The 27,000-nt window shown below is 42.7% G+C and carries 18 protein-coding genes, 1 other RNA gene and 2 pseudogenes; 14 read left to right on the top strand and 7 right to left on the bottom strand.

All coding sequences use genetic code 11. The features are described from left to right. Positions 1–6 precede the first annotated feature (6 nt). A complete protein-coding gene (gene glpK / locus H4I94_RS09145) occupies positions 7–1,491 on the bottom strand; it encodes a glycerol kinase GlpK (RefSeq protein WP_261182870.1) in 1,485 nt (494 codons plus the stop codon). Positions 1,492–1,622: 131 nt separating this feature from the next. Here glpK and ssrA point away from each other — a divergent pair. The 6 genes and pseudogenes from ssrA (at position 1,623) to H4I94_RS09105 (ending at position 8,810) form a co-directional block, all read left to right on the top strand. Continuing rightward, positions 1,623–1,982, top strand: a transfer-messenger RNA (tmRNA) gene (gene ssrA, locus H4I94_RS09140). Positions 1,983–2,165: 183 nt separating this feature from the next. Beyond that, positions 2,166–2,402 carry an Arm DNA-binding domain-containing protein gene (locus tag H4I94_RS16320; RefSeq protein ID WP_409976757.1) on the top strand — a complete coding sequence of 79 codons (237 nt, stop codon included), beginning with the start codon at positions 2,166–2,168 and terminating at the stop codon, positions 2,400–2,402. Continuing rightward, positions 2,389–6,588 carry a hemagglutinin repeat-containing protein gene (locus H4I94_RS16315; protein ID WP_409976760.1) on the top strand — a complete coding sequence of 1,400 codons (4,200 nt, stop codon included), beginning with the start codon at positions 2,389–2,391 and terminating at the stop codon, positions 6,586–6,588. The genes H4I94_RS16320 and H4I94_RS16315 overlap by 14 nt, the downstream gene beginning before the upstream one ends. A 2-nt stretch (positions 6,589–6,590) precedes the next feature. Then, on the top strand, positions 6,591–6,920 hold the full coding sequence (locus H4I94_RS09115; protein WP_261182869.1) for a hypothetical protein: 330 nt from the start codon (positions 6,591–6,593) through the stop codon (positions 6,918–6,920). A gap of 5 nt (positions 6,921–6,925) precedes the next feature. Then, positions 6,926–8,253 (top strand): annotated as a pseudogene (locus tag H4I94_RS09110) (VENN motif pre-toxin domain-containing protein); the annotation flags it as partial. A 2-nt stretch (positions 8,254–8,255) separates the two neighbouring features. Further along, a complete protein-coding gene (locus H4I94_RS09105; protein ID WP_261182868.1) occupies positions 8,256–8,810 on the top strand; it encodes a hypothetical protein in 555 nt (184 codons plus the stop codon). Between the two features lie 246 nt (positions 8,811–9,056). Here H4I94_RS09105 and H4I94_RS09100 read toward each other — a convergent pair whose 3' ends face one another. Then, positions 9,057–9,788 carry a Fic family protein gene (locus H4I94_RS09100; protein WP_261182867.1) on the bottom strand — a complete coding sequence of 244 codons (732 nt, stop codon included), beginning with the start codon at positions 9,786–9,788 and terminating at the stop codon, positions 9,057–9,059. Between the two features lie 363 nt (positions 9,789–10,151). Then, on the bottom strand, positions 10,152–10,775 hold the full coding sequence (locus H4I94_RS09095; RefSeq protein WP_261182866.1) for a TetR/AcrR family transcriptional regulator: 624 nt from the start codon (positions 10,773–10,775) through the stop codon (positions 10,152–10,154). A 116-nt stretch (positions 10,776–10,891) separates the two neighbouring features. Here H4I94_RS09095 and H4I94_RS09090 point away from each other — a divergent pair, with 116 nt between their 5' ends. Continuing rightward, positions 10,892–11,491 carry an NAD(P)H-dependent oxidoreductase gene (locus H4I94_RS09090; protein ID WP_261182865.1) on the top strand — a complete coding sequence of 200 codons (600 nt, stop codon included), beginning with the start codon at positions 10,892–10,894 and terminating at the stop codon, positions 11,489–11,491. Positions 11,492–11,641: 150 nt separating this feature from the next. On the opposite strand, the gene H4I94_RS09085 is transcribed toward H4I94_RS09090, so the two are convergent. Continuing rightward, complete coding sequence (locus H4I94_RS09085; protein ID WP_180176442.1) at positions 11,642–13,087, bottom strand: amino acid permease; 1,446 nt, start codon at positions 13,085–13,087, stop codon at positions 11,642–11,644. A gap of 417 nt (positions 13,088–13,504) precedes the next feature. Further along, the gene (locus tag H4I94_RS09080; RefSeq protein ID WP_131273627.1) at positions 13,505–15,007 is read right to left on the bottom strand and encodes a PLP-dependent aminotransferase family protein; all 1,503 of its coding nucleotides are present in this window, start codon (positions 15,005–15,007) and stop codon (positions 13,505–13,507) included. 319 nt (positions 15,008–15,326) lie between these two features. Here H4I94_RS09080 and H4I94_RS09075 point away from each other — a divergent pair, with 319 nt between their 5' ends. The 7 genes from H4I94_RS09075 (at position 15,327) to H4I94_RS09045 (ending at position 25,411) form a co-directional block, all read left to right on the top strand. Next, the gene (locus H4I94_RS09075; protein ID WP_409976761.1) at positions 15,327–16,598 is read left to right on the top strand and encodes a Glu/Leu/Phe/Val family dehydrogenase; all 1,272 of its coding nucleotides are present in this window, start codon (positions 15,327–15,329) and stop codon (positions 16,596–16,598) included. Between the two features lie 145 nt (positions 16,599–16,743). Continuing rightward, on the top strand, positions 16,744–17,925 hold the full coding sequence (locus tag H4I94_RS09070; RefSeq protein ID WP_409976758.1) for a hypothetical protein: 1,182 nt from the start codon (positions 16,744–16,746) through the stop codon (positions 17,923–17,925). A gap of 280 nt (positions 17,926–18,205) precedes the next feature. Beyond that, positions 18,206–19,468 carry a 4-aminobutyrate--2-oxoglutarate transaminase gene (gabT, locus tag H4I94_RS09065; RefSeq protein ID WP_261182862.1) on the top strand — a complete coding sequence of 421 codons (1,263 nt, stop codon included), beginning with the start codon at positions 18,206–18,208 and terminating at the stop codon, positions 19,466–19,468. A gap of 16 nt (positions 19,469–19,484) precedes the next feature. Continuing rightward, complete coding sequence (locus H4I94_RS09060; RefSeq protein WP_131273702.1) at positions 19,485–20,933, top strand: NAD-dependent succinate-semialdehyde dehydrogenase; 1,449 nt, start codon at positions 19,485–19,487, stop codon at positions 20,931–20,933. Between the two features lie 406 nt (positions 20,934–21,339). After that, complete coding sequence (locus H4I94_RS09055; RefSeq protein ID WP_261182861.1) at positions 21,340–23,535, top strand: TonB-dependent receptor; 2,196 nt, start codon at positions 21,340–21,342, stop codon at positions 23,533–23,535. Between the two features lie 73 nt (positions 23,536–23,608). Further along, positions 23,609–23,893 (top strand): hypothetical protein, encoded by a 285-nt coding sequence (locus H4I94_RS09050; protein WP_261182860.1) that lies wholly within the window; start codon positions 23,609–23,611, stop codon positions 23,891–23,893. Continuing rightward, the gene (locus H4I94_RS09045; protein WP_261182859.1) at positions 23,894–25,411 is read left to right on the top strand and encodes a PepSY-associated TM helix domain-containing protein; all 1,518 of its coding nucleotides are present in this window, start codon (positions 23,894–23,896) and stop codon (positions 25,409–25,411) included. Positions 25,412–25,887: 476 nt separating this feature from the next. Here H4I94_RS09045 and H4I94_RS16260 read toward each other — a convergent pair. Both H4I94_RS16260 and H4I94_RS09040 read right to left on the bottom strand, forming a co-directional pair. Next, positions 25,888–26,013 (bottom strand): annotated as a pseudogene (locus tag H4I94_RS16260) (FAD-dependent oxidoreductase); the annotation flags it as partial. A 13-nt stretch (positions 26,014–26,026) separates the two neighbouring features. Continuing rightward, entirely contained in the window at positions 26,027–26,992 is a 966-nt protein-coding gene (locus H4I94_RS09040) for a 3-carboxyethylcatechol 2,3-dioxygenase (RefSeq protein WP_261182858.1), read from the bottom strand. Positions 26,993–27,000 lie beyond the last annotated feature (8 nt).

Genomic DNA, 27,000 nt, shown 5'->3' with positions numbered 1-27,000 from the left:
AATATATTAAATATCTGATTTGGCCCGCTTTAATGCAGTTTGCCATTTGCTGAGATGAAACTGGCGCTGGTCTTCATTCATATTGGGTTCAAAAGCCCGCTCCAGTTGCCAGGATGCGGAAATATCCGACATACTGGAAAATACGCCAGCTTTTAATCCGGCCATGGCTGCCGCACCCCAAGCGGTAGATTCCAGCATCTTAGGACGCAATACCGGCACATTTAAGATATCCGCCTGAAACTGCATCAGCATGTCATTGCTACTTGCACCGCCATCGACACGTAGTTCTTTTAAGGGATGGGTAATATCGGATTGCATGGCCATCAGGACATCGGAGACCTGAAAGGCAATCGACTCCAGGGCAGCACGGGCAATGTGAGCTTTATTTGTTCCACGCGACATGCCGCAGAGCAGGGCACGCGCATCACTGTCCCAATGCGGCGCACCGAGTCCGGTAAACGCCGGCACCAAAACTACGCCGTCGGTATCTTTTACCTGACAAGCCAGCTGTTCGACTTCACGACTGTTTTGAATAATTCCTAAACCATCACGCAGCCATTGCACAATGGCACCCGCCATAAATACACTGCCTTCCAGTGCATACGTGGTTTTTTCATGACATTGCCAGGCTAAGGTGCTCAAGAGCTTGTTGTGGCTAAATTGCACCTTATGCCCGGTATTGAACAGCATGAAGCAACCCGTGCCATAGGTATTTTTTGCACTGCCCACTTCAAAGCAGGACTGACCAAAAAGGGCCGATTGCTGATCGCCCAGAATTCCCATAATGGGGATATTTGCGCCCAATAAACCTGTAGCCGTGTCGGCCATATAGCTATCCGAAGCAATAATTTGCGGCAGAACCGATTTAGGGATATTAAACAGCTCCAGCAATTCTTCATCCCAGGCCTGAGTTTGCAGATTCATTAGCATGGTACGGGAGGCATTGCTGGCTTCAATGACATGTTCTGCACCTTGGGTTAGATTCCACATCAGCCAGCTATCGACGGTACCAAAAGCCACATGTCCCTGTTGTGCCAGATCATACAGGCCTTCGATATTTTCCAGCAGCCAGACCAGTTTTCCGGCACTGAAATAAGGGTCGATCAATAAACCGGTTTTTTGCTGGATGGTCGGTTGCAAATTTTGTTGCAGTAGCTGGTTGCACCATTCGGTTGCACGGCGGTCCTGCCAGACAATGGCAGGGGCAAGCGGCTTGCCATTGCGCTTATCCCAAACTACGGTCGTTTCACGCTGATTGGTCAGTCCAATGGCTTTAATGTCTTTGGCCAGAATACGGGCAGAAGCAAGGGCTTGCTGCACAACGGCAATTTGTGTGGTCCAGATTTCCTGTGCATCCTGTTCTACCCAGCCTGAATGTGGGGTAGAGATATGTATTTCACGCTGAGCTGTTGCCTGCACTTTTCCCTGTTCATTGAAGATAATTGCACGGCTAGAAGTGGTTCCCTGATCGAGTGCAAGTAAATAGCTCATAATTTTTTTCTTTTATAGGACTTGAAAAATAAAATATTAACGCAATTATTGAATTAATCGCATCAGTTTGTGTAAATGTTTAAAAAACGCGCTGCGGGTTTGAACATTTATGTTATGATTGTGATTACTTTGGGGGTGTTTCTGGCTTCGACGCTGGTGATGAAACTCATAGATGCATGTCGAGAGCGCATTTTCTCTCGTAAATCAAATTTGCATTTTAATAGTCGCAAACGACGAATCATACGCTCTAGCTGCCTAAGGGCAGCTTGTCCGCATCTCTGAATACTTGTGGTTAGAGATCCCGACTGAAGCGCACGCACACAAGTCCGTATAAAGCCAAGCCTCGGGGCTTTGTACTAAACTTAGAGGATCGCGATTTGTACCCTGTTCGTCGGGTCACAAAGAGTTAAAACAATAGACGATATCTAAGCATGTAGTATTCTCGAGCGTAGTGCTGGCGGACGCGGGTTCAACTCCCGCCACCTCCACCAAAATTCTTTCCGAAGTAATCCATCGGAATCTAAAAAAGCCTTTAAACTCAATGTTTAAAGGCTTTTTTATTGGCTGTATTGTCCGACCATGTCCTAAGCTGTTTGACCCTATTTTTGCTTTCTTGGGGTCAAAATTGGGACAATTTGACCCACTAAATAAGTTTAATTATGTGGGACAAAGATATGTCGCTTACTGATGTGCTGTGTAAAAAAGCATTACCGAAGGAAAAACAGTACCGCCTTTCTGATAGTAACGGTCTGTCTTTACGAATCGATCCGAATGGCAAAAAATATTGGTCTAGACCGTGTTGCCGGACTGTATGTCAACGGTTCGCTGAATACGCAAAATACCGATACAGAGAATTTAAGCACCACAATCAGTATCCGTGTGGGCGGCAATACCCACATGAAGGCTGCTGAAATCGCCAACAGCAATGGCTCTACTGTTATTCAGACGGCTGGGGATGTGGATGTCGGGACAGTCAATGTGGGCCGTACTACGCATATTCAGTCAGATGCGCAAAACTTCAACCATAGCAGCTACCGAACAGATGTCGGCAGCCAAATTGCAGGACAAGGCGATATTTACCTGACGGGTCAGAATATTCAGATCACAGGTTCTAACATATCCAGTGTTACAGGAACTGCGGCGCTTTCAGCGCAACACAATTTGACGATCTCAGAAGGGCGGACAGAACAGAAAGTTGAAGCGCGGAATATTGAAACCGGCGGCAGCGCTTTCAGTAAAAAAACCTCAAATTCGTATTTTAAAACACAGCGCAATGAAGCGCTTGCCAGCAGCATTGATGGCAACAAGGTCATTCTGGATGGCAATAATGTCAGCATCCGCGGCAGCAATGTCATTTCTGATGATTTAACGCAGATACAGGCGAAAGAGAATATTTCAATTAAGGCTGCTGAAAACCAGTCTTCAGAAGTATCAGAAAGCACGGTTAAAAAATCTGGATTTACAGCCAGTGTTTCAGATGGCGTGGCAAGTGTTGGCTATGGAAAATCCAATGTGCACAGCAAAGATGCCGCTCAATCTACCGATTTGACGCAAAGTGTGGTATCGAGTCTGGCTGGCGATGTGAATATTGTGGCTGGTAAAGATTTGACTGCAGAAGCGGCACAGCTGTCAGCAGCTAAAGACATGAATCTGCAAGGCGCGAATGTTCATTTAAATGCCTTGAATATCAGTCAGGAACAGCAAAGCCAGTTTGATAGCAAGCAGTCCGGCATCTCTGTCGGCATCACTTACAGCGCTGAAGCTGCCGCGGCCTCTTCTGTGAAGAAGAGCAAGGAGAATAATGACTTCTCTGACAGCGCAGTGGGCAAGATCATGTCCAGCGCAGAAACTGCACGCAAAGCGACTATGTCGGCAACGACACCGGTTGTGATCACGGCCAGTCATCAAAAGATTAACAATAGCTCTCAATCAACATCCACTCAGTCGGTAGGCACCGAAGTGACCGCCGGCGGCAATTTAAATATTATTGCCAGAGACGGTGATATCCGCAGTCAAGGTGCGAAAATCTCTGCAGAAGGCAATGCTTTGCTGCATGCCAAGAATAATATTGATCTGTTGGCGGTTTCCAATACAGAAAGCCAAAGTGCAGATACCAAACGCAGCGGCTTCAGTATCGATACCCGGGATCACCTTGCCCCAATCGGTGTTTATAACGACAAAGGGGTCGGCAATGGCAGTTTGAGTCAAAGTGTAGGGACAGAACTTTCTGTCGGCGGAAAAACAGTCCTGCAGACAGAGGTGGGTGATATTAATATCATTGGCAGCAAAGTGGTTTCACAAAATGATCTCAGCCTGTCTGCAGGCAGGGACATCAACATTCAGTCTGCGCAAAGCACCCAAAATCAAAGCGAAAGCCAAAAGGGCAAAGGCTGGGGCAGCGCACAGATTTCTGATACAGAACGCTTTGACGGCTACATGGCCAATCAGAATAACAGCAGCAGCGTCAGTATGACGCAAGAGCGCAGTCAACTGGGCAGCTTAGATGGCAATGTCAACATTGCAGCAGGGAATAACGACAATCAAAAAGTAGCTGATGTGGTTGCCGGTAAAGATATCAACATCACCGCAAAAAACATCAGCATCGTCGATGACCAGAATACTGGCAGTGACAGCCAATCGAGCAAAGACCTCAAAGTAGGTGTATTTAGCCGAATTACATCGCCACTCATTGATTTGATTAATGCAGTCGATAATGCTGGCAAGAGTAAAGCTGATGACCGTACACAAGCATTACAAGGTGTTGCTGCAGCAGCACAAGGTTACCAAACCTATAGCGATATCCAAGGTGGCGCATTATTTAAAGCTGAGACTGGTATTGGGTTTAGTACCAGTAAAAACAGCCAAGACAAGAGCTATTCAGCGTCACAATCCAATTTGCTGAATGCAGGTGGCAATATCAATCTGACCAGTACAGCGGGAGACATCCATCTCAAAAACACACAGGTTAAAGCAAAAGATACCATCAGCTTAGACTCTGCAAAAGATATCCTTTTAGAGTCAGGTCAAAGCCAGCAAAAAGCGGATGGTAAAAACAGTAATGCCGGTGCACAAGTTGGTGTAGGTGTATCAGTAGGCGCACAAACAGGTGTATATGTCTATGCCGAAGCAGGTTATGGCAAAGGCAGCAATCACTTAGAAAGCACCACACATAACAACACGGCGCTTAATGCAAATCAAATCAGCATCAAGAGCAAAGGCGATATCACGCTGAAAGGTGCACAAGCCAGAGCCAACCGTATTGATGCAGATGTCGGTGGAAAGCTTAATATCATCAGCCAGCAAGATACCCTTGCACAAGACAGTGAGCAAACAGGGGCTGGCATACGTTTACAGGCATCACTTGGTACGGCATGGCAAGCCTCAGGAAATTATAGCAACAGTAATGCTTCCGGTGATTATGCGAGTGTTAATCAGCAGACAGGCTTATTTGCCGGTGATGGCGGTTATCACGTTAAAGCGGACAGTGTAGACTTGCAAGGCGGCGCAATTACTTCCACTGCCAGCAAAGAAAACAATGATTTAACTGCCAACAGCCTGAGCTTCAGCAATATTGAAAATCACAGCGGCTATAAAGCGACTTCGGTTGCCTTGTCGGGCGGTACCCAACTGGGTCAAGCAGACGGTAAAAGCCCAGCACCGCAGCCGACTAGCAACAGCAACTGGAAAGACAGCAAAAGCTTTAGTCCAAGTCTGCCGCAGCAGGATAAAGATAAAGACAGTAGTATCACTTATGCGACGATCAGTGCAGGTAATATTAATATTGGTGGCAAGGCAACGACAGTAGAACAGCTCGGTATACATAGTGATGCAGCGACAGCGAGCAGAACACTTGAGACCTTACCAAACTTACAAGCCATTTTGGATAAGCAAAAGACAGTAGCGGATGCAACTTCTACGATTGCGGCAGCTTCACGGACCTATGCTCAAGACCAAGTAAAACAAGCGGTTTCTGAAAAAGAAGCGATTGGTAAACAACTTGCGAGTCAATTAAGTCCAGAAGAACAGGCTAAACTTGAAAAGATGCCTGTGGCAGAGAAGGATAGCTATTTGGCGCAAAATGCTGCTTATGCTTCGGCCCTTGCGAATGAAAAAGCAGTAACCCAACAATGGGGTATGGGCGGCGACAAGAGTCGAGCATTGAATGCAGTGACGATGGCAGTCACAGGTGCACTTGGTGGTCAAACCGATCTTCAAGTTGCAGCCAACGCACTTGCTCCGTATGCAGCCAATGTGATTGGTGAGAAGTTTGGGCATGGTGAGGACAAGAATACCGCAGCACAGTTAGTGTCTCATGCGATATTAGGTGCAACACTTGCTTATATTAATGGTGGTGACCCAACGGCAGGCGGAAGTGCTGCGGTTGCCAGTGAAGCTGCAGCAAACTACTTAACCAACCAACTCGCAGAAAAATATAAAGATGATCCTAAGTACTTTGTAAATGGTGAGTTCCAAGCGAACTTGCTGTCAGAAGCCGAAAAAGCGCAAATCAGAGATTTAACCGCAGGGATTGGTGCAGTGATAGGTGGAGCGGCAGGAGATTCTAGCTATAACGCGCAATTGGCTGGTGTGATTGGGCAGAATGCTGTGGAGAATAATGAGATGAATATTCCATTTCCTGTTAATCCAGATCGTATGTCTTCTGCCCAATCCCTTATTAAATATGGCGTTAATCAAGGATGGAGTAATGAAAAAATACAAGAAGAAGTTAATAAAACTTTAAGAGGAAAAGGGGTTGAAATCTCAAATGAGAATATTGTTGAGGTCTTAGATAAGACTGGTAAAGTTGCTACAATTATTGGAATTTACCCTTCACCATATACAAAGCCTATAGGGGCTGTAGGTGGAGCTTTAGGTACTGCAAGTATATTAGTTGATAATAAAAAAACTGGGAAGCAAAAAGTTTTTGAAATATTTGGCTCATCACTGGGTTCATTTGGTTCTGGTAGAGCATTAAAAAATGTACCTGTTTCAGAAGGTGTTAAAAATGCACATAGTACTATATCTGGTGAAATTGGTGGAAAAGCAGGTGAGGCTATGTACCAATGTATACAAAATCCTAAACAAGCTGGATGTTAAAAATGTTAAAAAAAGTACTTCTGAATTATGTAATGGGAAAATATCGTAAAAATTTAGCTATATTCTCAAGTCTTGTATGTACATTAAGTACAATACGATATTGCTATGCTATAGAGACACCATTATATTTTCCTGAGATAATATTTCTTTTATTAGTTCCTGTACCATTTGTGTTGGCACTTTATAATACTGCTGTAGTGGGAATGCCTTCTATAGATGAAAATTCGAGCGACTTAGATATTCAATTAAGATTTTATGGTTTAGTTGGAATGTTCGTCTTATTGCTAGGTTATATTTTTTTAACTTTTAATCCAGAGTTAATGAATTCCTAAAAGTAGGACAAACCGACTTACAAGTGGTGACTAATACTCTAGCACCGTATGCAGCGCAAGTGATTGGACAAGAATTTGGTCATTGTGAATATAAAAACACGGCTGAACAGTTAGTGTCTCATGCGATATTAGGTGCATCGCCTATATTAATGGTTGAGACTCGACTGCAGGCGGAAGTGCTGCGGTTGCGAGTGAGGCAGCAGCAACTTATTTTACGAACCAATATAATGATGGAAAAACAGCGATTGACCCTGTCACTGGAGAGTTTAATCCTAACTTATTATCAGAAGATATTAAAACCCAAATTAGGGATTTGACCACAGGCATAGGTGCTGTGATTGGCGGAGCAGCAGGTGATTCAACCTATAACGCTCAGTTAGCAGGTGTGATTGGGCAAAATGCGGTGGAGAATAATTATTTAAGCTATAAAGAAGTTTTGATTAAAGAACAAGCAAAAACAAAGCTTGCTAATTGTAATAGGACTAATAAATGCAGCCCTGATGAAATTAGACAAGCGGAGTTAACTGTAAAACTACTTGAGTCTAAAGATCAAATTACTGATACAAGAATTCTAGAGGCTTGTCGTGCAAATCCACAATCACCTGCATGCCAGCAACAGAAAAAAGCTCTTCAGACAGCAATTGCTTCATATGCATTTAAAGATAGCCCAGCTCAATATCAAGCAGCTTTGAACGCTGAACGAAATCAGGATTTAGGTTTATTGAAGAATTTACCAAAATCTTCTATTGTTCCTGCAGACTATACAAATGGTAATGGATTCGTCTATGAATTAGCACCAACATTCTTAACTGGGTTGCAACTAACAAGTGGTGGTAGTATTTCAAGTTTAGGAAAATATTCTGGTGAAATTATTGGAGCAGCAGGCGGTGCTGCGGCTGGCTATGTATCTGGTGGTGATGCTCAAAGTGTAGGGATAGGAGCAGCAGTAGGTATATTAGGTGGGAGATTGAATGAAAGTGTGGTTGGGAAAATTGATAGAAAACTTACTACAGCTGGTTATGACCCCTTAGCTGTAGGAATGGCAAAAGGAACAACTACGATTGGTATGGGAGGATTGAGTGGTGCAGGGGGAACTGTGATTAATAATTATTTTAATAATGATCCTTTAAAGAAAGATGTACCTAAATCTGCAGTTGTTGGTGCTTTAGTACCTGCAATCAGTGGTGAGGCGGCAGTTATTGCGGCAGGTGTTGGTGGTAAAATTCAAAAGGTTGTGAGTATAAATTCCGCTGTAGTTGGTACTGCAGCGGAAAAAATTCAAAAGGTAGAACCAAAAAAAGCTACTCAGAATCATAAAGAAGGAAATAAATAAGGATGGATAATTTAAAACAGTTAGAGCCCTCTTATATATATAAGGCTTCTGGTTGGTTGATAACATTAATAGCTTCAGTAATTGGTTGTGTAGGTTTATTCTTTGTTTTAAGAAGAATCTATCAAACAGGTTTTACTAATCTAATTATTAATTTTAATTTTGAAACAATTGTTTTAGTTGGGGTTTTAGTAGGATGGTTCTTTATGCTGCTTTCAGGGCTTTCTTCTGTATTTCCGGTTTATATTGATAGCCATGGTGGGCATTATAGGACGCTTTTTTTAAGGAAAAAAAATCTTGAGTGGAATGAAGTTAAAGAGATAATAATTGTAAAACAGAAAAACAATTGGAAACTCCAGTATCATATGATGGTTTCTCATATAAAGCCTGGTTCTTTAGTGTGGGGTGTGCCAACTTATAAAGGTGATAATTACGAGGAACTTTATAAGGTTGTTAATTATTATGTACAAAAATATAAAATTAAGGTGATATTGCAAGATCGATTGAATAATTCAATTCGGGTACTTGATGGTATGCCAAAAAAATTGGATTTTTTGTAAATTATGATAAGCAGTTTAAAGGAATATTGGCAGTATTTTTTAACAAGTTACTCATGTGGTGACAGTTAAAGACCTGAGCATCACTGCAAAATCGATCAATATTGTGGATGATCTGGGTATCGGTAGTGACAGTCGCTTCTCCAAAAACTTGAAAATAGGATTATTCAGCCGAATCAGTCTAACTATGAAGGTTTTTATGCTTAAAAATTGAAGAGATATTCTTTAAACCATATGTTAGCTTAGGGCTTATATATTTAATACAAGTTGATATGGTTTAAACCCTTCTACTACTGCATCAGCAACCAATTGTATAAAAGGCTTAGTCTTACCATGTGCCATCCACTGATCCAAAGCTTCATAGTATGACAATCTATTCTCAACAGTAATGACACAAGCTGGATAGCCTGCTTTAAGCAATTCTAGATTCATTAAAAGACGTGATGTGCGACCATTGCCATCAATAAACGGATGAATACTAACAAAATCAGCATGTACTTTAGCTGCACGTTCAATAGGATGAAGCTTATGTGCTTCAAGGTTATACCAATCAACTAGCTGGGCCATCTTGTCATTTAGCAGTGTATAGTCGGGTGGGGTGGTTGTAGCGCCTGAAATTAAGACGTTTTGCTGGCGATAACGCCCTGCATTGTCATCATCGATATTTTTTAAAATGAGTTGATGAATATTGCGAATTTGCCATTCAGAAAATGGTTCCTCTTTACGAATAATATCTTCCACGTAATAAATGGCATTTCTATGGTTAATTGCTTCGAAGTGCTCTCTTAATGCCTTCCCACCGACAGTTATACCTTCTAACACAACTTTGGTTTCTAATAGAGTAAGTGTATTCCCTTCAATAGCATTGGAATGATAAGTCCATCGTAGAATAAGGTCTTCTTGTAAATTTTTTACTATTGCAGGTGATAGAGGGCGATGCTGATCTAACTTATTTTTTAAATCATCAATAATTTCAAACATTACCTTGTCCCTGAGTGTGCCTAAAAGAATGATACATCAAAAAAGAAATATCAAAAAATGTAACCATATATCATTACATTTTATATTGATTGTAGAAGTGGTAATATTGGTACACCATTTCAAATCCTAAGACAGGATTTGAACAAGATATTAAAGTGATTTAATGCACTAAATCTAAGTTGGGTCAATGAATTTTTTTATTCAATAAAATATATTTAAAATTAATAGGTTAGGTTTTGAGTTCAATTGACGCCACCTCCACCAAAATTATTGTTATAAATCAGCCACTTACATAAGTGGCTTTTTTATTTTCATATATTTATTATAAAAATGTAGCTTACTTCCAGTTGTGAGACATTGGCTTCAATTTATATCCGTATTTAGGACTTCAAGACTGTGGTTTAAACTTTTAATAATAATATCTATATATTTTTCAATGTCATCTTTAAAAATCATATATTGCAAGGCTAAACCATAACTTAACGAGATGAGTTCAACAGTTATGTTCTCAATACGCTTCTGATCGACCAATTGCGTTGCTGGAATGAGTCTGCTTAAAATTCTGGCGACTTCATCTTGATGCGTCTGCCAAATTTTTTGATATTCCAATGCAAAAGCTTGATCACGAGCTGCATATAATTGCAGTTCAATGGATATTTTTAACCATTCAAAATTATTAAAAAAATCACTAAGCCAAATCCGGAGTCCATCAATAGTATGATCAATATTTGAGTTTTCTGTGGATATTATTTTTTGAAGCTGAATATTTTCCTTTTCAAACTGTAATCGCATTAATTCCAATAAAAAATCTTCTTTGTTGCTGAAATTAGAATAAAAAGCCCCTTGAGTATAATTGGCATGCTTGGAGATATTTCTAATAGAAACTGCCCCATAACCATGACTGGAAATGAGTGAAAATCCAGACTCAATGAGCGCCAGACGGGTTTTAAGCTGTTTTTCATCGCGTGAAAGTTTTGCTGGATTCATAAAGATAAAAGAAATGAGATAACAATTGATATCTTAAATTTTATACGATAAATTTGCTACTTGTTTTCAGATATCAATTGTAATTTGAAAAATATGGTTCAATTATAGAGATTGTTATGAGTTTGAGTACAGATAAACAAATCGTTGTTATTAATGGGCATCCTTCAAAAACCAGTTTTAATGCTGCCTTAACTGAAGCCTATGTATCCTATCTGGTAAAGTCCAATGTACAGGTTGATTTGATTGAAGTAGGGCTCTTGCATTTTGATCCTAATTTGAAACATGGCTATGAAAAGAGAATGGAGCTCGAGCCGGATTTAAAAGAGGCTTGGAAAAAAATTCAGCTTGCTGATCATTTGGTCTGGATTTTTCCAGTATGGTGGGGCGGACTACCTGCAATAACAAAGGGTTTTATTGACCGTGTATTTTTGCCTCGTACTGCTTTTAGTTATGTGGAGAACAGCCACCGTATCCAAGGGCATTTATTCAATAAAACAGCCAGAATCATCACCACATTGGACCAGCCGGGCTGGTTCTATAAATGGTATTATGGTGAACCGAGTACTCGGCAGCTGAAAAAAACCACCTTAGCATTCTGCGGTATAAAAAAGATCAAAACGGCTTATATTGGTTCTGTTCGCGGTTCAAGTGAGCTAAAACGTGAAAAATGGTTAAGACTAATGGAAAAGTATGCCAAACAGGATGCAACAGTTTAATGGCTTGGAAAGCCTGCTGATCAAAGAAGAGCAGTTTTTGAATGATAAAAGATTTTTTTATTGCGATTGGTAGGTGAAAATTTAGATTAAACATTCACCTACCAGCTGGGTCTGATTCTGTCAGCAAGATTTATTTTATCAGCTTGAGCATTAAATATTGTCGCTCAAGTTTATTCTATTTTGTGAAATTTTTTTTTGTGAATCTTTACCCCAATTGAATTTTTGTGCACAGATGCCTAATCCGACAATAAAGAGCGCAAGCAAGCTGGTATAAGTCACTTCTTTGAAATATGTTCCTTCAACCAGCATGGTAATCAGGGCGCCAATAATAAAGAAGATTGCCAGATAAGTCAGCCAAGGGAATAACCACATTTTAAAGTCAATCACTTGTCCTTCCGCTTCTAATTTCTTACGCATACGTAATTGAGAAAAAGCAATGGTGAGATAGACATAGAGTGCTGCTGTACCTGTCGCTAACATAAAGATGTCGTAGACATTCATGCTTTCAGTGGCAGTCAGGTAGGTTGCCAATAAAGCGAATGATGATGACACCAGAACACCCATCCAAGGACTACCATTACGGTTGATTAAACCAAAGCTTTTCGGTGCATCGTGACGTTTTGACAATGAAAACAGCATACGTGAACAGGTATACAGTGCAGAGTTAAAACAGCTACACACTGAAGTCAGGACCACAAAATTGACAATGTGTTTTGCTTCTGGAATACCGAGTGCAGTTAAGGTCACACTATAGGTTCCCCAAGTTGGGTCTTTGAGTAGTGGATTGTTATGTGGAATCAGGCAGACGGTAATAAGCATTGAACCGACATAAAACAACATGATACGCCATACCACTGAGTTAGATGCTTTGCGGATTTCACGTGCAGGGTTTTGTGATTCTGCGGCAGCCACCGTCACAATTTCAGCGCCAATGTAGGCAAACATAACCCCGAGTAATGCCGTGATTACCGCAGAGAAACCATTGGGCATGAAACCTTCAGAGGTTAAATGGGTAATACCTGACACACCTGCTTGGCTCCACGGCCATAAGTGCATAACTGCCAAGCTACCAATGACTAAGAAAATAACAATTGCGATTACTTTGATCAGGGCAAACCAAAACTCAAATTCGCCATAGTTTTTGACATTTTGTAAGTTAACGACAACCAATGACACAATAACTAGGAGCATGTAGCCCCAGATGGGGATAAACGGAAACCAGCTGTTGAGAATTTTACCTGCGACATACGCTTCCCAGCCCATCAGTAATGCCCAAGAACACCAATACAGCCAGCCAATGGTAAAACCTGCCCAGCGGCCAATTGCACGATCAGCATAAGTTGAGAATGAACCGCTATCCGGGTTGAGAACGGCCATTTCACCCAGCATGCGCATGATTAATAGAATGAGCAATCCACCAAAGGCATAGGCCAAAATTGCAGCGGGACCTGCCGAGTAGATTACATTACCAGAGCCAATGAACAGTGAGCCACCAATTACCCCGGCAATCGAGATCATTGTAAGATGACGTGACTTAAGTCCACTTTTTAAGCCGTGTGATGAATCGGGCGTGGAGACATGTTGATGTTCTGCCATATAATTTCCCTTAATATCCATAGTGCAACAGCAATAGAGCTCTCTACCTTGTGTACACTATCTATCCTTTGAAACTGTAACCGAATTCGCAATCACTTCATTAATTTTAAGTTAAACTTAATAAAGCCGATGTTTCTATAAACACATGAAAAATCACACTTAGATTACAAAACTGTTACATGCTGTGTATGTATGCTGCTAATTTCTCTTTTTTGTTGTCAGGTGACGAGAGCCATTTTTTAGCTATTGAAGGGAGCCAATTGCGTTAAAAAGGTGAAAATTACAGAAAGAAATGTTTACAGAAAAATAAAGACTAAATAAAATGAAGGGGCCATAAAAGGTTTTACTCCTTGTTTAAAAACAGGCCGAGAATATATTGATTTTAAAAATAAAATTTTAATTAGAATCGAAATTTTACTAATTTAAAGTATGAATTCCATTGTCGCGCAAGCATTTCAACAGTACGCCGAAAGCCACCAATATTTCTTGTTCGCTCACGCAGGCGAAACCGAGCAGTAATCCTTTCTGCCGGGTAGAATAGTGCTTGGTATAGTATTGCGACAGGGCTCTGACCTTAATACCTTGATCAAGTGCATTCGATGCAATCAGGACATCGTCACTGCTGCTTGGCAATTTTAAAATCAGGTGTAGGCCTGCTGCCGTGTTGTATTCGTGCAGAAAATCTTCACCTAAATGGCGATGAATTAAATCAATCAGAAATGCATGACGTTTACTGTAGAGTAATCGCATGCGCCGGATATGCGCCTCATAATGGCCCTCACGGATAAATTCTGCCAGTGCCTTCTGATCAATTAAATGTCCACCGCGATAGAGTTCTGAGGCCACAATGCGTAGCGGGGAAAACAGTTTCTTCGGAACCACCAGATAGCCGATACGCAGGGCAGGATAAATGGTTTTGCTGAATGTGCCCATATAAATGACCGGGGAATCAGGTTCCAATCCTTGTAAAGACGGATAGGGCTGGCCTGAAAACCTGAATTCACTGTCATAATCATCTTCCACAATCCAGCTTTTATGCTGCCGGGCAATTGCTATCAGCTGTTTGCGCCGTTCCAGGCTGAGATGTGAACCTAGGGGATACTGGTGGGAAGGTGTAACAAAGATCAGCTTGGGAGGTACTTTCGGATCAAGATCAGGAATAATGCCTTCCTGATCGACCGGTAGTGAACGCAGATTGACCCCGTTAATGCGCAAAATATTGCGGGCGCCCCAGTAGGCTGGGTCTTCGATCCAGACTTCATCGCCAATGTCGCTCAAGGTACGCGAGACTAGATCAATCGCCTGATGCGTGCCTTCGGTAATAATGATCTGATCGGCATCGCATTGCACCGAACGTGCAATTTTCAGATATTCCGCCAGTTCTTGGCGCAGTTCCAGACAGCCGCCGGCATTGCTGTAAATTAGGCGGGTAATTTCCGGTTCACGGCTCAAACGGGTCTGAATTTTGCTAAAAATGTGATGCGGAAACTCTGTCACATCTGGTGCACCAGGGACAAAAGCACCCCATTGATAAGGCGAAGCTGCTGAATAACCGATTAAGTAAGAACCGCGCTGGGACAAGCTGTAACTTTGCTGAGATTTTTTTTCTTGAACAGGGGCGTTGCTATTTTCCGCCTTGACTAAAAAGGATTCGGGCAGTTTATCTGTGACCCAGGTGCCTTGTCCTGTGCGGGCATCGACATAGCCTTGTGCCTGTAATTGTTCATACGCGCTTAATACCGTATTGCGGGAAACCTTGATCTCTTTGGCCAGATCGCGGGATGCCGGCAGGCGAGTCTTGGGTGCCAATACGCCATCAATTATGGCATTGCGCAAGCAGCGAAATAATCGCAGCTGCAATGTTCCATCGATATCTTGCTGTAATCGCTGCAGCAAATAGTCTCCAAGCAAGCTACGCAATTGGCTCTCTCCTACAAATTCAAAGTGGCTCTCGTGAGAGCGATATCGGTATGTGCAAAATAATCTGGTCAGGCAGTAATTGTAAAGTATCCCGTTCTTGCGCAGTGCATGTAAATACGGGCCTGTAAACGGCAGGCAATATACACATATCTTGGTTAAAGCCAAAGCGAAAAATCCACGCTGTATGTTTTAGCCCAGATCACGCTGGCTAGAGACCTGGATCAATAAATGCCGACAAGCAGAGATAAATTTATATTTTTTGCGGCCGCAAGGAAATGCGTCTGCATACAAAAAACAGGATCATGCAATGAACACAATGATGAAGGGGCTCACCTATACCGAGCACGGTACGACGGCCTGGAACAATTATCTGAAACAGCTGGATAAAGTGGCTCCTTATCTGGGTGAACTCAGCGAAAGACTGGATATGTTGCGACGCCCGAAACGAAGCCTGATTGTGGATATTCCGGTGATTATGGATGATGGCAGCGTTCAGCATTTTGAAGGTTATCGGGTTCAGCATAATTTGACCCGCGGTCCGGGCAAGGGCGGTGTACGCTTCCATCCTGATGTCAATCTAGATGAAGTGATGGCACTGTCTGCATGGATGACGATTAAGTGTGCGGCGTTGAATTTACCTTTTGGTGGTGCCAAAGGCGGGGTACGGGTTGATCCAAGCCAGTTATCCAAGCGTGAACTGGAACGATTGACACGGCGTTATACCGCAGAAATCAATTTGGTTATTGGGCCGCAAAAAGATATTCCGGCACCGGATGTGGGGACAAATCCGCAAATCATGGCCTGGATGATGGACACCTTTTCCATGAATGCCGGTTCTACCATTACCGGTGTGGTGACCGGAAAACCCGTGCATCTTGGCGGTTCTTTAGGCCGCAGTAAAGCTACAGGACGTGGCGTGTATATTAGCGGACGTGAAGTGGCTCAGCAAATTGACCTGGATTTAAAGGATGCCCGGGTGTGCGTGCAGGGATTTGGGAATGTCGGCAGCGAAGCCGCCTTGCTGTTTCATGAAAATGGCAGCAAAGTGATTTGCGTACAGGATCATTCCGCAACCCTATATCAGGAACAAGGCATTGATATTCCCAAGTTAATGGAATATTCAAACACCCATCACAAGATTCAGGGGTTTGCTGCAAGCGACGAAATCGCGGCGGCAAAATTCTGGAAAATTCCCGCGGAAGTGTTTATTCCGGCAGCGCTGGAAGGGGTAATTGATGTGCAGGTTGCCCAAACCATTCAAGCCAAGATCATTTTGGAAGGGGCCAATGGTCCGACCCTCACTGAAGCGGATGAAATCCTGAGTCAGCGTCAAATCACGGTTGTACCAGACGTGATCTGCAATGCCGGTGGCGTGACTGTTAGCTATTTCGAATGGGTACAAGACCTTGCCAGCTATTTCTGGACAGAAGAAGAAATCAATCAGCGCATGGACGTAATCATGAAAAATGCCGTGCATGACGTTTGGCTCAAAGCCATGCAGGCCGGATGTTCTTTACGTACCGCAGCTTATATTTTGGCATGTGAACGGATTTTGATGGCTCGCCAAGAGCGCGGCATCTATCCAGGTTAAGGGTAGGGTCTCTTGCAGGATGCAATATTTGACCCGGCATAAGTTTGGATATTTAACGCCTTTGCTGATTCCAGTTGGTCAGAAATTTTGCTTATGCCAGCGACCTGGTTTTGAAGATTATTATTTCTTTTTTGGGGCTTCTATGATGTCGCAACGTTTTTTAGTGAAACCATTTTCGTTCTGTGCGCTTGTCGCCAGTACCCTTACGATGTCTGCCACCGTGCAGGCAGATACGCTCTCTTGGGGAGATGCCGATACCGATTTAGGCAAACTGACCGTATCGGGGTGGCTACGAGCGAATTATCAGGATAAGGATTATTCGGACAGTGACCATAAATTAAAGTTTAATGCGGCGAAACTCAGCCTGAAATATGATGCCAAGTCATTGTTCGGCGATGTGGAATACCGTTGCTATCAAAATGATACCCTGTGTGATTTTTCAACCTTGGTAAATGCCAACCTGGGCTATAAGCTGAATGATGACAGCCGCATCACCCTGGGTCTGCAAGATATGCCTTTTGGTATTGGCCGCTTCTGGAGCAGCAGTTGGTACGGCAGTTCAATGGACAATGCCGGACTGGAAGATGTGCATAATCTGGGTATTAACTGGCAGCAGCAGCTCGGTACAAATACCAAGGTCAATGTGGCTTATTTTGTGCGTGATGGGGGAAGTTTTGCCGGCACTGGTGACGATGCGGCGCGTTATGCGGCCAATTATGTCAAGCCGGAAGATGCCAGCACCGATGACATTGAAGAAAAAAACATGTGGGTTGCACGCATCAATCAGCAGATTCCGCTGCAGGACAGCCCGGTTAAGCTGAATGTCGGCGGCTCTTACTGGTATTCAGATTTGGAAAATAACCGCAATGGTCAAACCGGGCATCGCAATGCATGGAATGTGTTTGGTCGCTTAAACTACCAGAATGCAAACCTGACCCTGACTGCCGGACAGAATCGCGCAGATACCCAGGCTGTAGAGAATCCAGATTATGCGACGGTAGGTTCTTTTGAATCGAAGTATCATGTGGCCAATAAAGCCAATTATTATGTGGCGAATCTGGATTATCAAATGACTGATTTTTACAAAGATTACGATCTGACGCCTTATGTCAGCTATACCGTCTTTGACAAAGAGAAGTCCGGTTTTGCCACATCTACACGCAATATTTTGGGTGCTCAGCTGGATGTTAAGCAGTTTTCGCTGGCAGCCGAATATATCACCGGTAAAAATGATGTATTCATTGGTGGTGATGCTGGTTCTTTGGCGCAAGGAGATGCAGCAGGCCATAGCCGGCTGCTGAATTTACTGTTTATGTATAATTTTTAAATTTTTGCTCTTAGTTATCAAAATGGCACCTTGTAAAAAAGGTGCCATTTTTATGGTGTAATTTCAAGCTTATGATTTGTATATAATTATCCTGTTTTTTTGATTTTTAAAATCTTCGGGGTGGGGTGAATTGGCTCTGTCTATCTGATTCAAAGTGGCTCTCGTATCAGGCCGATAAAAGCGCAAAATGAGGAAGATCAATCAGTCATTTGCATATCATCAAGCACATGATATGGATGCCAAAATTTTACAATGTATGAATCAAGAATGAGGATACAAAATGGACAGTAAACACTCTGCACTGAATGCACGTAAACAGCAAGCGACGCCTCGTGGTGTTGGTGTCATGTGTCAATGGTACGCGGAGAAAGCAGAGAACTCGACAATTTGGGATGCCGAAGGCAATCAATATATCGATTTCGCAGGTGGTATTGCGGTACTGAATACCGGTCATCGTCACCCTAAAATTATTGCTGCTGTTACTGAACAATTAACAAAATTTACCCATACCGCCTATCAGGTTGTACCTTACGAAAGCTATGTCTCTCTTGCTGAGCGTATCAATGAGCGTGCACCGATTGATGGTCCTGCAAAAACCTCATTCTTTTCTACCGGCGCTGAAGCAGTAGAAAACGCAGTTAAAATTGCCCGTGCCTATACTGGCCGTCACGGCATTGTGACTTTTGGTAACGGTTTCCATGGCCGTTCATTCATGACCATGGCCATGACGGGTAAAACTGCCCCTTACAAACGTGACTTTGGGGTAATGCCAGCGGGTGTTTTCCATGCACGCTATCCGGTAGAGTCAAAAGGCATTACTGTGGACGATGCCATCCAAAGCATTGAAGACATTTTTGCTGAAGATGTGGCTGCACATGATGTGGCGGCAATCGTACTTGAGCCTGTGCAAGGTGAAGGCGGTTTTAATGTTGTACCGGCAGAATTTTTAAAGCGTTTACGTACATTGTGTGATCAGCATGGTATTTTGATGATTGCAGATGAAGTGCAAACAGGTTTTGCCCGTACCGGTAAACTGTTTGCCATGAATCACTACGAAACCAAAGCAGACCTGATCACGATGGCAAAAAGCCTGGGCGGTGGTTTCCCGATTTCTGGCGTGGTTGGTCGTACTGAAGTTATGGATGCACCGAATCCTGGCGGCTTAGGCGGTACTTATGCGGGCAGTCCGATTGCAGTTGCTGCAGCACATGCAGTTATTGATGTGATTGAAGAAGAAGGTCTTTGTGAACGCGCCAATGTATTAGGTGCAGAGTTAGTTGAGGTTCTAAATGAACTGAAACAGTCTTCTTCTATTGTCAAAGATATTCGTGCCTTAGGTTCAATGGTTGCTGTAGAACTGGAAACGGCTGATCAAGCCAAAGCGGTGCAAAACTATGCCATGCAAAATGGCTTGCTCATTTTGACATGTGGTCGTTATGGTAATGTGATTCGTTTCTTATATCCTTTAACGATTCCTGCAGAGCAATTCCGTGCTGGCTTAAACATTTTAAAACAAGGTTTTGCACTTTCTGCTGCAGCATAATTGAAGAGTAATGACTATGCTTCAAGCGCAATATAAAGATTTATTACAGCATCCAGACATTCATTTTGATCAACCTGAAACAGGTGATTACATCGAAGTTAAAGATGCGGCAACACATGATACATTGGCATGGGTGAAATCCCATGACCGTGCGTCGGTAGAACAAGCAATTGCTCGTTCACAGACGGCACAGACGGCATGGAAAGCACAAACAGCATTACAACGCGCTGATGTGCTGTGGGCCTGGTTTAATTTGATGCAGGAAAATAAAGAGTCGTTGGCTCAGATTTTGACTGCTGAACAAGGTAAACCTTTAGCTGAAGCGCGCGGTGAAATTGCTTATGCTGCCTCCTTTATCCGCTGGTTTGCTGAACAGGCACGCCGTATTGACGGTGAAGTGCTGACACCAACGCTGCCGAATCAGCGTTTGCTGGTCATCAAACAGGCAATTGGGGTCACCGCTGCAATTACGCCGTGGAATTTCCCTGCAGCCATGATTACCCGTAAGGCTGCCCCTGCAATTGCTGCCGGCTGTTCTATGCTGGTTAAACCGGCCGAGCAAACGCCATTAACAGCCTATGCTCTGGAAGTGCTGGCTTTGCAGGCAGGTTTACCACAAGATGTATTGCTGCACATTAGTGGCGATGCCATTGAAGTGGGCAAAACCTTGTGTGAAAGCGATACAGTGAAAAAGCTGAGCTTTACCGGTTCAACTCAAGTCGGCCGCATTCTCATGCAGCAATGTGCGCCAACCATCAAAAAACTGTCACTTGAGCTGGGTGGCAATGCGCCAGTACTGGTTTTTGATGATGCCAATCTGGAGCAGGCGGTTCAGGGCATTATGGTCAGCAAGTTCCGTAATAGCGGTCAAACCTGTGTCTGTGCCAACCGTATTTATGTGCAAGATGGCATTTATGATGCGCTGGCTGAGAAATTGACTGCAGCTGTGGCCAATTTAAAAGTGGGTGATGGCCGTCAAGACGGTTCCACTCAAGGCCCGTTAATTGATGAAGATGCAATTGCCAAAGTGCAGTCGCATATTGCAGATGCCGCGAGCAAAGGTGCGCAGATTAAAATTGGTGGCCAGCGTTCAAGTCTAGGTGGCACTTTCTTTGAGCCTACCGTGCTGACTGAAGTAACCCAGGACATGAAAGTGGCTAAAGAAGAAACTTTTGGTCCATTGGCTCCGTTATTCCGCTTCCACACGGAAGAAGAAGCGGTGGCGATGGCAAATGATACCGAGTTTGGCCTGGCTACCTATATATTCACACAGAGTACAGCGCGTCAATGGCGTGTGGGTGAAGCATTGGAATATGGCATGGTCGGAATTAATACCGGTGCCATTTCTAATGAAGTTGCGCCATTTGGTGGTGTGAAGCAATCTGGTTTAGGACGTGAAGGTTCTAAATTCGGTATTGATGAATATCTCGAAATGAAATATCTGTGTGTAGATTTATCTTCATAATAAATGCTCCATCAACCAGTTAAAAATCAGCCCTGCCCATTCAGGGCTGATTTTTAATTAACTGTTTTTTTATACAATAAAAACAGTTTAAATTTAACTCACACAGCAGTTAAAAAATATTTTTAAGCAACAAGATTTATCTATAGCAAGAACAGGAATTGATTTTCTGCCAAACATCTTTATTGGCTAAAATGCTTCTGATCCTAGCCAAAATTCCAGACACACTTCACCATTTTTTATCGTTTTTAAAATTCGGATTTTCCTAGTTAGGGATTTAGCTTAATTCATAAAGAGCAAATCGAAAAAGGATATAAAAAACAGTAAATATGGCAATAAAAAATTTACATTGATAATAGTAATGATTATTATTTGCGTCATTATTAATATTTGTGTAAGGGGATTAAAAATGCGACTATCTCAATTTAGTCTGTGTTTTCTTAGTGTCGCTATTTCTTCACAACTGTACGCAGAAGAGTTTGGTCCTGCATCGAAGGAGCCTGAAGGTTCAGATCAAACAATAAAGCTTTCTCCTATTGTGGTCACAGCAACCCGTACCCCTAAAACGATTGCTGAAGTTGCAGGAACTGTACAGACCATTCAGGGTGAAGAAATTGCTCAACAGGCTGGAGCGAGTCGAAAAGTTGCAGATGTTTTAGCGCAGCTGGTACCTTCATTGGCACCAAGCAGCGGGACCAGCAGTAATTACGGTCAGACCATGCGTGGGCGGAATGTACTGGTGATGATTGACGGAGTTTCACAGACCGGTTCGCGCGATGTGGCGCGTCAGCTCAACAGCATCAGTCCGAATATGATAGATCATATCGAGGTGGTTTCAGGTGCGACCAGTATTTATGGTTCAGGTGCGACGGGCGGAATCATTAATATTATTACCAAACGTGCGGACAAATCGAAACCGATCAGCTTTCAGACCAAGTTAGGCCTGACATCGGCTGATAATTTTCGTCGTGACAGTTTGGCTTATCAAGTGGGGCAGACTGCTTCATTTAGTCATGACAAGATGGACGGTTTTTTAGGGGTAGATTTTACCAGTCGGGGTTCTCAGTTTGATGGTAACGGCGACCGTATCTCGTTAAGCCCTTGGCAGGGCAGCACGATGGATACCGATACGCTTGATGTGAATGGTCGTTTAAACTTTAATTTAACCGATAAGCAAAGCTTAAGTTTTGGTGCACAATATTATAATGATGAACAGGATACCGAATATGGTCCTGACTATTCTTATCTGCAAACCGGGACACAGCCTTCTTATAAAGCCATTAAAGGGTGGAGTTTAGATCAACAACCCTTTACAGAACGCTATGCGTTTAATACCCAGTATCAAAACCAGGATTTTCTGGGACAAATTTTGAATGTTGAAGCGTATTACCGTAATGAAAAAGCGCGTTTTGTACCGTATGGTTATTCAAAAGATGGCGTGAATGTAAAGCAAAGCCAATCCAATGTGGACTATGCAGGAATTCGCTCTACTGTTCAATCTGACCTGCAGGTGGCCGAGCGAGATTTAAAGCTGACTTATGGCCTGGACTATGACTGGGAAAAAGACCATCAGTGGGCTGATTTCTATACGCCAAGTCACAATGGCCTGGTCTATACCCCGACAGGTGAGAAACAAGGTTCTGGACCGGATACAGAAATCCAGAATATTGGCACATTTGTACAAAGTGATTATGCACTGACGGATCGTTTAAATGTTCAGGCCGGTGTGCGTTATCAGTATGTTCAGGCAGACACTGACAGTTATTTAACTGCACGCAATCCGGTTACTTTAATGGCGGCTGACTCTACCGATGCTGACAAGTTCCTGTTCAATTTAGGTGCAGTCTATGAGTTAACAGACGCGCAGCAAGTTTATGCCAACTTCTCACAAGGTTATAGTTATCCCGATGTACAACGGGTGCTGCGTGATGTAGCTGCCTATACCTTAACGACGTCAGGTATTGCACCGATCACGGTCAACAGCTATGAATTGGGTTGGCGCTTAAATCAGGACGACGGCTTAAACTTGGGTCTAACGGGTTTCTATAACACCTCTGATAAAGTTGTACAGTTCAACGCAGACCGTTCAGTAAATGTGGTAGATACCGATCAACGCATTTATGGAGCAGAAGCGACTGTAAGCTACCCATTTATGGAAAACTACAAGGTCGGTGGTACCTTGGGTTATACGCGGGGACAGTATAAAGATGCCGCAGATCACTGGCATGAACTGAATGCGTTTGCTGTTTCCCCGGTGAAAGGCACTCTGTTTGCTGAATGGAATAATGATGAAGGCTATGGTGTGCGTGCACAAATGCAAGCCATTAAAGGCACAGACGAAGCCTACAAAGATGACCAGGCATTAAAAGCTGCAGGTTTAACTGATGGTAATAGTGCAGCAGAGATTAAAGGCTATACCACTATGGATGTCTTGGCCCATTTCCCTGTAGCGAAAGGCCGTGTCGATTTTGGTGTCTATAATGTCTGGGACAAGCAGTATAAAAATGTATTTGCACAGCAAGCAGCCGTAACCAATGGCAACTCCCTGTTGGCCATCCCTGCTGAGGGTCGTACTTTTAGCCTGAGCTATACCATTAATTATTAATACTCACCCAGGAAGTATCTGTCGCCGTACAGATACTTCCTCATTTCCTGATATGTGATGAAAGATAAGGTCAATGGATAAACAGAAACCAGAATGGTTATCTATTCAAGAAATTTTTTATATCTGCTTGGCCGCTTATGGCTATAGCCTATGGATCTCTTGGGTTTTACCTGATTATTTGCCATTTGCAAAAGCTGAAAATATCTATTTATCCGCTCTTCTAAGTTTTATTTTTCTCATTTTTTATATTGTTTTAGTTCCTTGTATTCCCTCTAAATTATGGCAAAAGAGAATCAATTATCTCAGTTATATTTTATTGCTGGGCTATTGGATCATAAGGAAATTGGGAGAACATTAAATGCAATTTCGCCAGGTACAGGCAACTTTACACAGCTGGTTCGGTATCGTTGTATTGTGGTCAGTTTTCCTGATTTTTTTTACCGGGTCTATTGCCTATTTCAGAACAGAAATCAATCTCTGGTCTAAACCTGAAAATTTTTTATATCTAAAAGCGTCTCCCAGTTCCCTTGAGTCGGCCCAGGTTGCCTATGATTATTTAAATACCCATGCGCCCGATGCAAAAAGATGGCGAGTGAATCTTGCCACTTCCCGAATGCCTTTTAACACTTTGGAATGGCAAGACCAAACCAGTAAGTACCATAAACTGCAAGACCCGAATACAGGGTTAATTTTAACAGAGGGTCGGGAAAGTCTGGGGGGTGACTTCTTTTTTAAATTACATTACAGTCTTTATCCTTTGCCTGATGTCGTGGGTAGAACGCTTGTGGTGATTGTAGGGGGTCTATTTCTCATCGCATTAATCACCGGGATATTTACCCATAAAAAAATAATTAAAGATTTTTTTGTATTCCGGAGCTTTAAGGGACAGCGTACCTTATTGGATTTACATCATATTACCGGCGTAGTGACCCTGCCTTTTTATCTGATTATGGCCTTTACCGGTGTCATGATTTTCTTCTATCTGCTCATGCCTATGGGTATTCATCAACAATATGGCGAGAATGGAATAAAAAAGTTTTATAGTGAAATACAATATAGCAATGTTCCAAAACCGGCAGAAGATTCAGGTATTCAATTAAAAGAATTCTCCATATTTTCTCGTCAATTGCCTCAGCAGGGGAGTAATGGGGCTGTTCTGGAAAAATTTGAAGTCAAAAACCCAAATACTGCAGAAGCGTTAATTACGTTTGATTATGGATATAACAAATTAATTACTTTCAATAATCCACAATTTATTTTTGCAGCAAATACCGGGAAGAATCTGAGTTCTGAAAGAAACCTGCATCCTGTCGCTCAAATCAGTTCGGCAACCTATGGCATTCATTTAGGATATTATGCCAGTCAATGGATGAGATGGATGCTGGCAAGTTTAGGTTTAATCGGTTGTATCATGCTGGTCGCGGGAGCTTTATTATGGCAAAGGAAACGCATTAAACAGCACAATAAATTAAGTTATACAGTGGTGAGTTACCTTAATTATTTCACCTTCCTGGGTTTGCCGTTGGCAACAGCCATGTATTTTTTGGCTAACCGGATTTTACTGGCCAGTCTTGAGCATCGGGTTCAGTATGAGTTATTCATATTTTTTATGAGCTGGATTGGAATTCTGGTCATTCCGATGCTGGTTAAAATGCAAAAAGCCATTGTTTTAGCCTTCATACTTACAGCTTTTATTTTATGGATGACGGTATTCAGTCCAATATTTCTATCTCCACAAGCTTTCATTTTCAATACATTGCGGCATCAGCAATGGTCGGTGGCAGGCGTTGATCTGGTATTTATATTCATAGCCACAGGATATATTTTTGCCTGTTATTATTTCAGGAAAATAAAAATGAGGGAGGTGGCTAAATGAGTTTGGCTGCAATATTGTGGGCAATTGTTGCAATGATGCAGCTGTGTATGACCAGTCAAAGTGGAATGAAAAAACTCAATTATAATTTCCTGACCTTTGATTATGCTCAATCTTCGTTAAAAATATGCTCATTTATTTTTATGGGTATTTCTTTATACTTGAACTGTCTGGACCATGATCTTTCTGTGGGAATGATCACCTGGATTTTCCTGATCATAACTTCAGCATTTTTTTTACAGCTTTTATTTTACTATCACTTTAAACGATGGTTTTTTTTCGCCTGGATATTTTTATTTTTCTTATCTGTTCTGTATTCATTAATTAAATATACTCAATAATAAATCTCTCCTAAATCACTTTTATTTAGTTTCAAGGTGTAGATTCGTTCCAAGTTGTAGATTCCAGCGATTAAATTGAATCTCAAAACCGAGTCTTTTACCTTTATTTCGATCGTGTACCTCTTTTTCTGGTCGCTATTGATGTGCTGCACCTTCAGTTGTAAGCAACAGTTTGTGATCAGCAACAACGTCACCATTTTGAAGTTCAACCGTAGGTGCTTCAGCGTTGATTTTATTTACCCTATGGCCACGGATGGTTTCGATGTTGCTGATGTGATTAAGCTTTTAATTCTGCAGATACGATGCCGAAGCCTGCGATCCACTCACTGATGTCTTCATAGCAATGTGTTGTCATCTCGTAGTGACCCACTTCATGCAGGGCTGCAAAAGCTGCCATCCATGCCCGAACTTCCTGACCGCCACGACCGCCATCCCGTCGAATCTCCGCTTCAGTCATGGCCTCTAAAGCTGGAAAATCAGCATTTTCGAATTTCTCCAGCAAAGCCAAATCCCAGTCACGATTCAAGGGCACTGAAACAGAGGTATCACCCGCTGCTAATTTTTGCCCCACAGCAATGACCTTGGCTTGACGTGCCTCACGTGCTTCAGCTGTTGGGTTACGACCCGCAATCAGGAATTCTTCCACCTCAGGCGGCACGGATCCCATTTGCGGTGTCGGTGGATCGTGAGAAAGACCACCGGTTCCCAAAATCAGTACACGTTCATTTTCAAGGTTTAAAGACTGGATAAATTGACCCACAGCACGACCTAAAGCAATGGTGCGCTTGGTGGTGGGCATCGGTGCAGCAGCGCCATTGACAAAGATCGGAATGGTTGGATAACGGTCCAGCTGACCTTCACACAAGAAGTGCAGGGGTTGGGTCACGCCATGATCGGCTTGCATACGATAGGAATAAGCCACATCCACGCCTTGATCCAGCACTTGGCGCACCAAGGCCAAGGCTTTCTCTTCAGGGACATTGATCTGATCATTGTCTTTACCGTAGTCCCAATCACCTGCTGCGGCGGCACGAATGCCCACACAGAAACTTGGCATCAAGTCATAAAAGAAACCATTAAAATGGTCAGGACCAAAGCTAATGATCAGGGTCGGGTCATAGGCTTTGACCTCAATTGCAAGTTTGGCAAAAGCATCACGAACGGCTTGTTCTTTGTATTGTTCTTGAGGTGTCGCAAATTCCATTAACGGGCTATGCGAAGCACAAATCAGTTTAACGGCCATGAAAAGCT

This window comes from Acinetobacter sp. T_3_1 (assembly GCF_025377055.1).
GTDB classification, from domain to species: domain Bacteria; phylum Pseudomonadota; class Gammaproteobacteria; order Pseudomonadales; family Moraxellaceae; genus Acinetobacter; species Acinetobacter kookii.
Note: the sequence above shows the minus strand (reverse complement) of the source record. Positions and strands in the feature narration are given on the sequence as shown.

What these genes read in the sequence shown, in the direction of transcription:
- glpK (WP_261182870.1), bottom strand. Translation starts at nt 1,491, where the DNA reads ATGAGCTATTTACTTGCACTCGATCAGGGAACCACTTCTAGCCGTGCA.
- gabT (WP_261182862.1), top strand. Translation starts at nt 18,206, where the DNA reads ATGGACAGTAAACACTCTGCACTGAATGCACGTAAACAGCAAGCGACG.
- H4I94_RS09105 (WP_261182868.1), top strand. Translation starts at nt 8,256, where the DNA reads ATGGATAATTTAAAACAGTTAGAGCCCTCTTATATATATAAGGCTTCT.
- H4I94_RS09045 (WP_261182859.1), top strand. Translation starts at nt 23,894, where the DNA reads ATGCAATTTCGCCAGGTACAGGCAACTTTACACAGCTGGTTCGGTATC.
- H4I94_RS09055 (WP_261182861.1), top strand. Translation starts at nt 21,340, where the DNA reads ATGCGACTATCTCAATTTAGTCTGTGTTTTCTTAGTGTCGCTATTTCT.
- H4I94_RS16315 (WP_409976760.1), top strand. Translation starts at nt 2,389, where the DNA reads ATGAAGGCTGCTGAAATCGCCAACAGCAATGGCTCTACTGTTATTCAG.
- H4I94_RS09100 (WP_261182867.1), bottom strand. Translation starts at nt 9,788, where the DNA reads ATGTTTGAAATTATTGATGATTTAAAAAATAAGTTAGATCAGCATCGC.
- H4I94_RS09070 (WP_409976758.1), top strand. Translation starts at nt 16,744, where the DNA reads ATGTCGCAACGTTTTTTAGTGAAACCATTTTCGTTCTGTGCGCTTGTC.
- H4I94_RS09075 (WP_409976761.1), top strand. Translation starts at nt 15,327, where the DNA reads ATGAAGGGGCTCACCTATACCGAGCACGGTACGACGGCCTGGAACAAT.
- H4I94_RS09050 (WP_261182860.1), top strand. Translation starts at nt 23,609, where the DNA reads ATGGATAAACAGAAACCAGAATGGTTATCTATTCAAGAAATTTTTTAT.
- H4I94_RS09040 (WP_261182858.1), bottom strand. Translation starts at nt 26,992, where the DNA reads ATGGCCGTTAAACTGATTTGTGCTTCGCATAGCCCGTTAATGGAATTT.
- H4I94_RS09060 (WP_131273702.1), top strand. Translation starts at nt 19,485, where the DNA reads ATGCTTCAAGCGCAATATAAAGATTTATTACAGCATCCAGACATTCAT.
- H4I94_RS09115 (WP_261182869.1), top strand. Translation starts at nt 6,591, where the DNA reads ATGTTAAAAAAAGTACTTCTGAATTATGTAATGGGAAAATATCGTAAA.
- H4I94_RS09085 (WP_180176442.1), bottom strand. Translation starts at nt 13,087, where the DNA reads ATGGCAGAACATCAACATGTCTCCACGCCCGATTCATCACACGGCTTA.
- H4I94_RS09095 (WP_261182866.1), bottom strand. Translation starts at nt 10,775, where the DNA reads ATGAATCCAGCAAAACTTTCACGCGATGAAAAACAGCTTAAAACCCGT.
- H4I94_RS16320 (WP_409976757.1), top strand. Translation starts at nt 2,166, where the DNA reads ATGTCGCTTACTGATGTGCTGTGTAAAAAAGCATTACCGAAGGAAAAA.
- H4I94_RS09090 (WP_261182865.1), top strand. Translation starts at nt 10,892, where the DNA reads ATGAGTTTGAGTACAGATAAACAAATCGTTGTTATTAATGGGCATCCT.